The following is a 13568-nucleotide window of genomic DNA, read 5'->3' on the forward strand; positions in this document are numbered from 1 at the left end:
ATATAATTTGTGTTTTATATAGTCTATGGAATAAAAAAATGCAACTGTAAATAAACAGTTGCATTTTTATTTAAACTTATTTAGCTATATGATAAACTACTTATTATTCCATTTTAAAACCTCTACGGTAAATTCTTCCATACGGATCTACGTATCTTACGGAAACCGTACCTTTATAGTTCTTTAGTATTTTTTCAATATCTTTTTCACTATTCACGGGTTTATCGTTCACCTCAATCAGAATGAATCCTTCACCTATTCCCGCAGCTTTTAGTTTTCCGTTGTTGTCAACACTAACAATACCAATTCCGCTTTCTAAACCATAGTTTACTTTTTGCTGTTCGGTAAGCTCCTGAAACTCGGCACCCAGTTTTTCAGCTACACTTAAATCTGCTTTGGTTTTAACTGATGTTCCACCTTTTGCATCTTTAATTTTAACGGTAAATGTTTTAGAAGATCCGTCTCTTAAAACAGTCACTTTTACTTCGTCTCCGGGTCTTTTCTCACCGATAATGCCAGAAAGGGTAGGGAAATTTTTGATATTATTACCCTCAATCTGGGTGATGATATCTCCTTTTTTAATTCCTGCATCTTTAGCTCCTCCGTCTTCCTGAACCTCAGTTACCAATACTCCTTGTTGTGGCTTTAATGAAGCTTTATTTTGAGTATTATATTGTTTTACGGCGCTGGCATCACTTAAATCCAAAGCTCCGATTCCTAAATATCCTCGTTGTACTATACCGTATTTACGGATATCTTCAACCACTTTTTTAGCAATGTTGGAAGGTACTGCAAAACTGTATCCTTCAAAGGTTCCGGTTCCGGAATGTGAAGAAATTGCAGTGTTTATTCCTATCAAATCTCCATTGGTATTAACCAGAGCACCTCCACTGTTTCCGGGATTAACTGCGGCATCGGTTTGAATAAATGATTCAATAGGAGCTCTTGAGTTAGATCGTAACAGATCCAGGCTTCTTCCTTTTGCCGAAATGATTCCTGCGGTTACTGTTGATGTTAAGCCAAAAGGATTACCAACGGCAAGTACCCATTCACCTACTTTTACATTATCAGAATTGTAAAAGTTTAAAAAGCTTAGTCCTTTTTCATCAATTTTTAACAAAGCTATGTCTGAGTTAGGATCAGTTCCTACCAGAGTAGCTGTATATGTTTTTTGATTATTCAGAGTTATTTCAATCTTATCAGAACCGTCAATAACGTGATTATTGGTAACAATGTACCCGTCAGAAGAAATAATAACTCCGGAGCCCAGACCACTTGGGGTATCTTTAGGATCCTGCTGTTGTTTTTGACGTGGAGAGCTGTTAAAAGGATCTCCGAAGAAGAAATCGAAAGGATCTATCATTTGTTTTCTTTGAGGTTGCGTATACGCAGCATAGCTTTTTACGCTAACCACTGCATTAATTGTTTTCTCAGCTGCAAGAGTAAGATCCGGTGGGTTATAATTAGATAAATTAGAAGATGCAGAGGTAAAATAAGCCTCTTGTTTTTTATCTTGTTTAAATAATTCGAAATCGCCTAGTTTGGTATTTTTATTCATGGCGAATGAGATAGCGCCTACTGATACCAGAGCACTGGTTACACCAATTATAATGTAAGAAGCAATTCGTTTAATTTCAAATCTATTTTTTTTCATAGTACAAATTATATTAACTTGTTATAATGCTTATTCACTTTCAAAAGTAATACCAAAAAATTAATGATTTTTGCGCTTTAACGATTTTTAACATGAATTTAATTTTTTATTATATATTATGGATATTTACTTACAGCCTTTCTTTTAATTGTTAAAATGGTTATAAAAGTTTGTAAATTTGTTTATTAATAAATTTACCATAAAGTCAATGAAAAATATCTTATCAATTCAATCTCATGTTGTTTACGGACATGCAGGGAACAGTGCGGCCGAATTTCCAATGCAGAGATGTGGAGTGGGGGTCTGGTCTTTAAATACAGTACAGTTTTCTAATCACACGCAATATGGTCAGTGGACCGGAGAGGTTATGACAGCCAATCATCTTTTAGATATTGTTAAAGGAATTGATAGTATTAATCAGCTTAAAAAATGTGATGCTGTTCTTAACGGTTATATTGGGTCACCCGAACAAGGTAAATCTATTTTAGAAATTGTAAAAATGGTTAAGTCTAAGAATCCTAATGCTTTGTATTTTTGTGATCCAGTTATGGGGCATCCAGAAAAAGGTTGTATTGTAGCTCCGGGAGTGTCTGACTTTTTTAAAAACCAGGCCATACAGATAAGTGACATTATGGCACCCAATTTACTTGAGCTGGAAATATTAACCGATCAGGAAATAAATTCTGTTGATGATACTATTAAAGCGGCCCGTATATTAATTGACAAGGGAGTACAGATGGTTTTGGTAAAACATTTGAGCAGAGCCGGATATAGATCCGATATGTTTGAAATGTTATTGGTTTCAAAAGAAGAAAACTGGCATATTTCACGTCCTTTGGTAGATTTTGGTGTACGTCAGCCCGTAGGAGTAGGAGATTTAACTTCCGGATTATTATTGACTCATTTGTTGTTAGGTAAAACGAAAAAACAGGCTTTAGAGCATACGACTTCTGCCGTATACTCTGTAATGCTTGAAACTCACAAATTAGGAGAATATGAGTTACAATTAGTAGCTGCTCAGGATGAAATTGTAAATCCGTCCCAATTATTTGAAGCTATCAGACTGTAATCAGTAAGAATTATTTTTTAAATAATTATGGATTTTTAATTCTTTTAGCATCTATAGTGAAAACCAGTTCAACATGAAAATAAAATTTTTATTAATAACCGCACTTTTAACTTTAAGTAAATCTGTATCTGCCCAATCTCATAACTTAGTGGGAGAGTGGTCAACCAATGCGGTCATCGGATATGAAAATCTCAATGAATATAAATTATATAAGCAAGATTCTGAATTCTATGTATATGGCAACAGATTGAAATTAAATGATGATTTAACTTATGAGAGTTATTATACTGCACCTTGTGGCAATGATTGTTTTCCGTCTACTTATGGTAAGTATAAGATAACTGAAAATGAGGAATTACATTTTCAGGTTGACTCTTTAGTGGTACGAGGTTTTTGCAAAAATTTAAAGAAAACATTTAAGGATAATGTACTTAATTTCCAAATCATGAAACAGGACCTAAATGGTAAAAATGAATTGGTGTTAGTAAAAAAATAAAAGATTAATTAAAAATCACTTGTGATAACAAATAACGCCGGAAAATATTCCGGCGTTATTTTGTTTTAATATTTTATTCGTTTATTTCATCTGAAGACTATTATAATTTTTTAATAAAATCCAACCGGTGAATTTTCTTCCATCAGGTATATTTATCAAATACCAATAACTATTGGTAGGTAATGGCCTGCCTAAATAGTAGCCATTCCAAACAAAGCAAGTGTCGGAGTTTTCCTCAAATATAACTTTACCATATCGGTCAAAGATTTTTATTGAAGATTTTTCACCGTTGAATAAATCTAAGCCACACATGGTCCAGGAATCGTTATATCCGTCGTTATTAGGAGTTATCAGATTAGGAATTTTAAAAATTACGGCTTTGGTACTTGCCGGATTACATGGTGTATTTTTAGAACGTACATAGATGGTATATATAGCCGGTTCCAGATTATTGAATACATTACTGTCCTGCCAGTTTATTTTATCAATTGAATATTCTAGAGGGGCGGGTCCTTCTGCATTTACACTTATGTAATCATTACCTGCATCAGTACTTTTTATAATTACTGACTCGTAATAAGTTACTGATGTTGTATAAGTGAAACTACATCCGTTGGATTTTGATATTGTAACTGAATAGTTTCCTGCTAAGTTAATGGTAATTTTTGTTAAATTGGTTCCTTCTTCTCCTGTACTCCATTTATAATAATCTTCTGTATTACCGGTATCAGCGTTAATAACTAAAGATTCATTAGGACATATTTTGTATTCTTTAGCTAATGAACTGACAGGCAATGGCAGTACGACCAAATTAATTTTCATGATAGAAGGACAATGAGAGGTAGAGCTAACTCTTACATAAGCTTCGTCTTCATTAGGCTTAATGTTAGTATAGTTTGTTAAGCTTTTTGGATTATTCTGATTGCGGGCATCATCATATGAGCTGTAAATACTGTATTGAGGATTTTCAGGAAGAGGCTGAGAAGGATCATGTAATTGCTTAACGTATTCTGAAAGATTAAAAGAAGCAATTCCGTCAAAATTATCATCACATTGTTTTGCAGGTTCACTGATAGAAACTAAAGGCACCTGACTGACAGTTGATATGGTAATTGATGTAATTAATGATTCACATCCGTTCTTAGAAGCTTTTGCATATAAAACATGATTTGAATTTGGAAGGGAGGTTAAAACGGTGGTCAATGGATCTATTAAAATAGTTCCGGCGTTATCTTGATAATAATTGAAAGTATATTGATCTGTATTTTCTCTAATAATCATTGCATTAATTGCTTCTACATCTTTTGAATTTAAAATGTAAACTCCATCAAATTTTTCGTCGCAGACTGTATAAAAAGCTGGTCGGGGTTTTGGAGTTTTTTCCATGTATAAACTCAATTTTTTTACTACATAACAGGCATCTTTTTCAAATCTGACCCATATATGCGCTTCATTATTAAAGAAGTATTGCTCAGGATCTTTATTTATTGATGTCACAGACATTTTGTTAGCGTCTTCTTCTTTATCGTGTAATGATATTTTTAAAGCATAAGGAGAGTCAGATATCATTTTCTCATTGATGATTGATAAGAGGTTAATATTATCTTTATAACCATTACCTTTAATATCGCAATAATATTCAATAGCATTTTGTGCTTCAATGGAGTTTATATTTTCAAATGTTAATTCAACAATACTGAAACAAGTCGAATTCAAATCATTAATTCTAATATAGATAATTCTTGAAGAAAGATTTTGGACCAAAAATTTAGTTGGTAAAACAATAGCATTGGAAGAACTATGAGCATCGTTATATGTTAAATAGTATGAAAAAGTGTAATTACTTAAATCTGTAGCCTCAATAACATTGTTATTATAAATGGTAAGATCAAGAATTTCTTTATCATCCAGATTGTTATCACATATTTTAGCTTTATAATTATTGGTATTAGCAAAAACCTGTTGTACTAATTTTAAAGGTAGTTTATAATAAAATCGACAAGAGTTCCAAACCAATATTTCGATGTAAACAAAGTTATCTTGGTTTGCAATAACATCCATTTCTTTAATTGTATTTTTACCTGTTCCTAAATCTTTTTCATTTGAGTAATAAAATATTTTAGATTCAAGAGGAAAACCTTGTATAAATAAATTATCTAATGTTTTTAGCGAAAAGTTTTCCTTACCGCTATGCGATAAATCGCATACAGGATAACTCGTTATTTTTTGAATATATTTTTGAAAAACTAAAATAATAGTCATTGAAAAATCACAGCCATCTTCAGTGTATGATACAGTTATAAATGTTGTATTATTGATAGTGTATTTTTTTATTTTATCATAACTTATCTCACCTAAGTAATCATAATATTTCACATTTGAAACTATAGTGCTTCCTTTTGCCTGATTAAAATAAGATTCTAAGTCAACTTCAACTTTTCCTTCATTTTCAGTATCGCATATTTTGAACTCTATATCTTTAATACTACCAGACCGTAATAAATAACTAAGTTTGATGATAGGTGGGCAAAATTCATTTCCAAAATTATTAACTCTTATGTAGATTGTTACACCATTTTCAACAGGATATTTAGTTACGTTTGGATATACAGATGTATTTTCTGAAATTGGATTGACCTGATTTTTTGCATTATCATATGATTTGTAATAAGTAAATGAATATTTTTGATAATCCGGAAAATCATTGATTATGTGCTTAGTTAAATCATCATCGAAAGAATAAGGCTCACAACTTGTATATGGTGGTAATTCTGTTAATTCAACCTGTTCATTAACTGTTATTTTTACTGGTAAAATAATGGTAGAACATTCAGGTACAAATGAATTAAAAATTCTTGCATAAAGTTTAATAGAACTAGGTGGAGTGCCAAGTTTTAAAACATCAATAGGTTGAATGTTTCCACCTTCTTTATAATTTTGAGCTTCCTCAAGTGTATAAAAATAAAGTCCTTTCCAATTATGATTATATTCATCAAAAGATAAGATACCATTTACTTTTACATCAATAAATATAGTTTCCTTATTTTTCTTTTCACATAGATTTAATGTTTGTTCTCCAGTTAGATATGGTTTTTCTTTAAAATGATATATTAAATTAACTATTGTATTGCAATCTGGATTGTTTTTGTTTTCAACTCTTAAATAAATCAGTTTAGAAGCATAGGTGTTTAATGTAAAAATAGGTGATACTCTGTCAGCTGGTAAATTTTTAACCGCTTGTTCATAGCTGGTATAATAATAATAATTATATTTTTCCAGATTCCCCAAAGTAGCTTCATTAGCTAGTAACTCATAGTCAACAGTAATTGGTGTACCATAATTAAAACAGGTATATTTTTCAATCGATTTTGCTACCGGAAATTCTAAGTTAAATTTTATAGGTATTGAAGTTAATATCTTGTCAACACCGCAGGAGTTATAATTAACTTCCACTTTATAAGTAGTATCTGAAGTTGGGCAAACTTCAATTGATTTTGTATTATATGCTATAGCTTTGGAGTCTGCATCGTACCAGGTTATTCCCGGAGTAATATTACCCTGAGGTTCAAATCTCCAAGCTTCAGAACCAGAATTTTCCGTGTCCCATTCTGAAATATCATTTCTATTAGCAGGGGCTATTCCGTTTCCATTACCATCTGTTATTGCTATTAAAGCAACATTCGGACGTTTCTCAAATTTAGTTTTTTTACAAGAATTTGGTTTTTGTTTTACATATATATCAATAATGTTTGTCGTTTCGTAAAGAACAATTTGAAACGTTGACTTTATGTTGCTGGTACATTCATAGTGATTCATATTGTTATAATTTATAACAAATTTTCTATATGGTGCTGTTCCTGTAGTATATGTGCTTATATTGCCACAACCTCCGGTTGATAAACATTCCAAGGAATTTGGATCAAGAATCAAATCGTGAAATAATCCATAAATGGAATACGATAATAGTTTACCTTCGTTTAATACAGAACTTATTTCGTCATTAGCTATAGGTAGATTGTAAGGAGCTCCTTCATTCGCGTAATCAGGAGTATTAAAAGAAATGGAACCATTATCATTTAAGATTAATGAATTAAAATTTTTCCCATACAAACAAAAAGTAAAGGGTATTTCAATTAGGCTACTCCAATAGTCATCTTCTTTTTTTATGGAAACTTCTGCTCCGTCTGAAAAATTACCTATAGGAACATAGTCAATTGATTTAACCAAATAATCAGACGTTTTTTTTATTTCCGGATAATTTACAGTCAAAGTAATACAATTTTTGTTGGAACTGTTAAAATTATAATCGCAAGAAATAATAGGATTTGGATTAGAGTTATGATCAACAATTTGAATGACCGGATCTTTTGTAGCTTGAGCAAAAGTTGTACAAGTTATAAAAATAGATAGGAACAAAGTAAATACAGGTGAGAGATACCGTTTATTCATAGTATATAAAATTACAATATCTGCAAAATTAATTGTTATTATTTACATTTGATTAAAAAATAATAAATTTTATAATGTTTTTACAAAAGTTGTATATATTCGATAAATGTTTTTTGATATATCTTGATATAAAATTAACATTCAACTATTTATGTTTAAAATAACATATTAAAATTACTATAATGATTATCATAAAAATTTCTACAAAATTTAAAATATTTATAAAAAGTAATTAGAAATAGTAATTATTCTCATTAATCAAGAACTTGTTATATCTCTACAATTCAATTTTTTTAATAAGTATCTCTATGATTAAATTATTACTTTAATGTAGGTTGATGTTGCAATTGAATTACAAATTAAATAATTAATAATTTAATGATTTCATAATTATATGGATAAAGATTTTTAGTGCAAAAAAGTTATAGAAATTAAATTAAAAATTAAAAAAAATACGTTAATGTAAATCAACGTATTATATAATTTGTTAATGAAATTTAAATTTATATTTATATTTTTTCAATATTGAAACCGGCTTTTTTAACAGCATTTATAATCTCTTCATCTGTTGCTGTATCTGATTCTACAGTGAGAATTTTTTCAGGTATAGAAGTATCCACAGACCATCTAAGAATACCTTTAACATCATTTAAATAGTTTGTAACAGCATTGACACAGCCTCCACAATCTATATTTGTTTTAAACTTGAATTCATTCATTTTATTAAGTCTTTATTTTATTCAAATTTACTATTTAATCAATACATTAAAATTATAAAATTAAGGTTAATTTTTACTTAATTTGGTTTAGCGAAAATCTTCATCATAATTTCTGAGTAATATCCATCCGGTAAATTGTCTTCCATCAATTATATCGATGACATACCAATATGAAGTTGTAGGCAATGGCCTTCCTAAGTAAAAACCATTCCATACGAAACAAGTATTTGAGCTTTGTGAAAATACTTCTTTACCGTATCGGTCAAAGATTTTTATTTTTGATGGTTGAGAGTCAAAATTTTCTAATCCGCATAACTGCCAATTATCATTAAATCCGTCTCCGTTAGGCGTTATAGTATTTGTTACTTTAAAGATAACTCCTTTTTTCTGAACGGAAATACATCCATTAGCTTTTGAACGTACATAAAAAGTATATACTCCTGGTTTTAAATTGTAAAAAGTGTTTTGATCCTGCCAGTTTATTAAATCCATTGAATACTCAAGAGGTTGAGGCCCTTCAGCAATTACTGTAATATAATCATCTCCTTCAAATAAGTCAGTGATAACAATTTTAGAGTATTCTGTTACTATTGTTTTGTAAGTATATTTACATCCGTTGGTTCCTGTTATTGTAACCTGATAAGTTCCGGCATTGTTAATTGTTATTGAATGTAAATTATACCCCTTATCACCAGTACTCCATTCATAATAATCTTCTTCATTTCCAGTGTCTGCATTAAGTACTAAAATACCATTAGGACAAATTTTTAGATCTTTTTCCAAAGGACTTACCGGAACGGGTAGAACTTTTAAATTTATGCTACTTAATGACGGACAATATTTAGTAGAAGATATTCTAACATATACCATATCATTAACAGGATTAATATTACTATAACTTAAAGGATTACTAATACTATTCGTTTGATTTTGAGCATCTATAAGTGTACTGTAAAAAGTAAATATGGCTGTAGAATCTTTTGTAATGTCAGAAGTAACAGATGTTAAATCAAAACTAGTTAGACCATCAAAATCATTATCACAGTTTTCTATGATAACAGATTCCGTAGAAACCGGTATTTTATCAGCCGTATATAAGGTAACGGTTCTTATTGAGCTACAACCATATTCATTAGTCGCTTTTACAACAATGTCTTCATTGAATTTTTCAACTGTATAATTTTGAAAATCAGTTATTTGATTATTATTATTTTGAGCATCAGAAATTGAATGAAAATAAGTAAAAGTAAAACCATCCGGATTGAAAATAACTACGTATCTCAAATCATCTAGATTAAGTGTAAAACGATTATCGATATTAGTATCACATACTAAATATTTTCCATTAATTAGTTTAGGAAGAGGAGTAATATTAATTTCAAGAGAACGTATAGTATAACATCCGGTATCCGGATTATCAAACCGTATCCAAACATATTCCTGCGCAAATGTTGCAGAATATTTTTCCGGATTATCAATCAAGTCCGCTGAATTTTTGGAATTAGCACCTTGTTCTGTTTTATAATACGAAATAGTTATATTTTGATTTGTTGATATGATCATGTTTGAAACATAAGAAGTTATATCAACATATTCTTGCATATCAGAATTATTATCACATAAGTTAGCAATTCCATTTTTAGCATTAATTATGTTAGCTGTATTAAAATTTAACTCAGCTATTGAAAAACAGTTAAGAGAATTTTGAACTCTTACATAAATAGTCGCAGGAAAACTAGTAATTGTATAATTTTTAGCGTTGGTTATTGATTGAGAATTTTGGTAAGCTGATTCATATGAGATGTAGTAAGTAAATGTATAAGTGTTTACTGTATTGTTTACTAAAGGTTTTTCATACAAGGTCAGGTCAACAACTTCCTTATTATCAGCATTATTGTCGCATATTTCAATAACTTGACTATAAACGGTAGGAGGGGATGATAACTGAAAATTAATCTTTTGAATTACATAACATGCAGAGTTTGAAGAAATTCTTACGTATAATGTTGTTGAAGTAGTAACATCATAAGTAGTAATTTCATTTTGCAGGTTTAAAGCATTTTCCTCAGTGGTATAATAGCTAAAAGAAAAGCCTTTAGTATCGTTTACTAGTTGAGAATTTAATGAACTTAATGAAATATTTTCTTTTCCGTCATTTGCAAAATCACATACATACAACTCGGATTTAATAACAACCGGATATGTATTCATAATTATACTTAGAGGTTTTATTGAGTAACAACCAGTAAATTTATTTTGAAATCTTATATAAACCGTAGTTACTTGTTTATTTACTACGAAATTTTTTATATCATTAATCTTTTCTGTTGTTTTTTGCTCTTCAGCACCAGCTTGGGAAAGATAAAACTCCGTTGAAATTTTTGAACTATCAATACCACTTTCTGTAATTGAAGAAGATAGATCAACTATTTCCGTTTGGTTTAAATCTTTATCACAAACATTGATAGGGGATAAATCATTAGTAATTACAGATTCAATCAGATCAAACTGAACAGGTATAATAGTTGGGCAAGTATCCACATAATTTATTCTCATATATATTTTACTAGTTGGAGCAGTTATTAAATAAGCAGAAGTAGAAACAATAGGATTATATTCAACAAGTGCTGATTCTTCTGAACTATAATAAAAAATAGTTATGTAATTACTTAAGTTGAAAAGAGTAGGAAGATTATTTAAATTATATGTTTCTTTACCGTCATTTTCTTGATCGCAAACCGCAACGTTTTCAACGTTATTTACTGTAAAAGGCTTAAGTTTAAGATTTACCTTATATAAATAAGCACATCCTGATATAACATTTACTTTTACATAAACTGTTGTTTCACCTTTAACTAGTATGTAAGTAATAGGATTTTTTCCAGAATTATAGTCTTCTAAAGAACCATAATAAGTAATACTTGAGGTTGGGTAACCCGCTAAATATAATGAATTTAAATTGGGTAGGTAAAAATTTACCTCTCCTTTATTATTAATATCGCAAATATAATATTCAGGTTTTTTTTCGATTTTCTGTATAATTTTAAATTCAATAGAACGAATAAAGTTACAGGAAGTTGAATTATCCGTAAATCTAACATAGACTGTGGTAGAAGGTGCTATAACCGTAAAACTGGAAAGATTTGAAATTTTTTGAGATAAATCTTTGGATGCAGCTCCTTGATAAGTAAGATAAATTCCTTCAAGTGTTATATCTGAATTTTCAGCCATTTGATTGTAGTAAGACTCTAAATTAACAACAGCCTTCCCCGTACCGTCATCACATGTAATTACAGTAAGGTTACTTACACCTGTATTTTTAAATTTAAATGTGATAGTTTTGATGGTGGAACAGGCTCCATCTTGTTCTATCTTAACATATATAATGGTATTATTTTGTACTAAATAATTTTTCGGATCAGAGATTGGATTAACACTTTCTTCCGCATTTTTTTGAGAAACATAATAACTAAAACTAAAAGACTGATTGTTTTCAACTGTGTTTTGATATGAGGTTAAATCATAATTAACTTTACCATCTAAATCATCATCACATAGATTTATTTCAATGGAATCAGCTTTAATTGCATGAAGAAGCGTAAAAGAAACCGGTATAATTGAGAAACATTCAGGCATATCAGGATTAGAAGCTTTAACATACACTTTAGTTGTATTGAAGAGTTGTAAGCTTGTAATAGGATTAATGCCTTTAGTAGCATCTTCGTAGCTATTGTAGTAACTCAAACTCATCCATGATTCATACCCTGTTATTTGAGCATTATAATTTCCCAGATAAATTAATTCAGATCCGCTTGTTGATTCACTACAAACAATTATAGCTTTTCCTTCTGTTAGTGTTGGTTTTCTCTTTAAATTGATTGTCAGTGCAGAAGTATCAAAGCAGGAATCAGATCTTTGGGCTCTTAAATAAAAGGTTTGAGTAAGAGTATTCATTAAGTAAGTGTTCAATCCACTCACAGGGTTAATACCATTTTTTGCGTCAGAGAGTGTTTTATGAAGAGTGGTTTTTAATCCTGTTTGGCTTCCTACAGCTTCAGGTATAAGATTTTCAAAATCTACGAGTTGATTAGGTGTTTCTCCTTCATAACATTCATTATGAATCACACTTTTGATAACTGGATAGTCCGAAGAATAATTAATATTTATAGAATTTGTTAAAGTAACAGGAGTGCAAGTATTGTAGGTAACTTCAACAGAAACGGACTGATTTTCCTTGTTACATATATTCACAGTACTACCTGTACCAATGTTTTTATGATTAGAATCATACCACTTAACTGACGTGCTGTTTGCTCCGGAGGGAGTAAATCTCCAAGCCTCATTTTGTGTTTCCCATATTCCTGTATTTCTTCCTGACGGGGATATTCCTTTAGAACCATCTTCATTACTGATACCTATTAAAGCTCTTTTTTCATTACCTATATCACAAGTATAAGGTTTATCTTTAATATAAACTTCAATTATATTCGTTGTTTCATATAATACAATTTGTAAAGTAGATTTTACATTTTCGCAACCAAAATGATTCATTCTGTAATAATTTACAACAGCTTTTCTAAACGGAGCAGTGCCAGTCGTATATAAAGATATTTTCCCACAATCGCTGATACAACCAAATACATCATTATCATTGGTCATATCATGATAAGCTCCAAATATGGCATTATGAATTAGTGCTTCGCTAGGTATTGAGCCGGCAATAGTATAAGGACATTCAGTCCCGGCAGATTCCGTATCAAAACTTATGACACCATTGTCTCCTACAACAATAGAATTATAGGTTTTACCATAAAAACAAAAGTTGAAAGGAAGATTCTGTACATTGCTCCATTTATCATCACTATCGATAAGAATCTCATTTCCTTCAGAAAAATTACCAATGGGACTATAATTTATGGAAGTCACAGAATAGTCTGTTGATGAATTGATTTCAGGGTATTCCGCTGTTAAAGAAATACAACCATTGATATCAAATTTATAGTCACAATTAACTAAAATAGATCCTGAATTACCATTCTGGTCTTTGATATTAATAGCAGACGAAGATATAATTTGTGCTGATAGTAAACTGAAGGAGCCCAACAAGCATGACAGGATAATGTAATATGGCAAAATTCTTATACCCATGATAAAGTTTCTTAAGTGTTATTAATGCAAATG

At 30.2% G+C, this 13568-nt stretch carries 6 protein-coding genes; 2 read left to right on the forward strand and 4 right to left on the reverse strand.

Features of this window, described 5'->3' with window-relative positions; translation table 11 throughout:
• Window positions 1–103 precede the first annotated feature (103 nt).
• The gene (locus EOV51_RS11285) at window positions 104–1654 is read right to left on the reverse strand and encodes a Do family serine endopeptidase (RefSeq protein ID WP_128152630.1); all 1551 of its coding nucleotides are present in this window, start codon (window positions 1652–1654) and stop codon (window positions 104–106) included.
• Window positions 1655–1862: 208 nt separating this feature from the next.
• Here EOV51_RS11285 and pdxY point away from each other — a divergent pair, with 208 nt between their 5' ends.
• The gene (gene pdxY, locus EOV51_RS11290) at window positions 1863–2723 is read left to right on the forward strand and encodes a pyridoxal kinase PdxY (protein ID WP_128152631.1); all 861 of its coding nucleotides are present in this window, start codon (window positions 1863–1865) and stop codon (window positions 2721–2723) included.
• 73 nt (window positions 2724–2796) lie between these two features.
• Window positions 2797–3219, forward strand: a complete 423-nt coding sequence (locus EOV51_RS11295; RefSeq protein ID WP_128152632.1) for a hypothetical protein — start codon at window positions 2797–2799, stop codon at window positions 3217–3219.
• An 81-nt stretch (window positions 3220–3300) separates the two neighbouring features.
• Here the strand turns inward: EOV51_RS11295 and EOV51_RS11300 are convergent, their stop codons facing one another.
• From EOV51_RS11300 to EOV51_RS11310, 3 genes are all read right to left on the reverse strand, one after another.
• Entirely contained in the window at window positions 3301–7668 is a 4368-nt protein-coding gene (locus EOV51_RS11300) for a T9SS type B sorting domain-containing protein (protein ID WP_128152633.1), read from the reverse strand.
• Window positions 7669–8177: 509 nt separating this feature from the next.
• Window positions 8178–8387: a heavy-metal-associated domain-containing protein gene (locus EOV51_RS11305; RefSeq protein ID WP_128152634.1), complete on the reverse strand. Its 210-nt coding sequence runs from the start codon at window positions 8385–8387 to the stop codon at window positions 8178–8180.
• 87 nt (window positions 8388–8474) lie between these two features.
• Complete coding sequence (locus tag EOV51_RS11310; protein WP_128152635.1) at window positions 8475–13535, reverse strand: T9SS type B sorting domain-containing protein; 5061 nt, start codon at window positions 13533–13535, stop codon at window positions 8475–8477.
• Window positions 13536–13568 lie beyond the last annotated feature (33 nt).

The sequence above is a fragment of the Apibacter raozihei genome (assembly GCF_004014855.1).
Classification (GTDB): Bacteria; Bacteroidota; Bacteroidia; order Flavobacteriales; family Weeksellaceae; genus Apibacter; species Apibacter raozihei.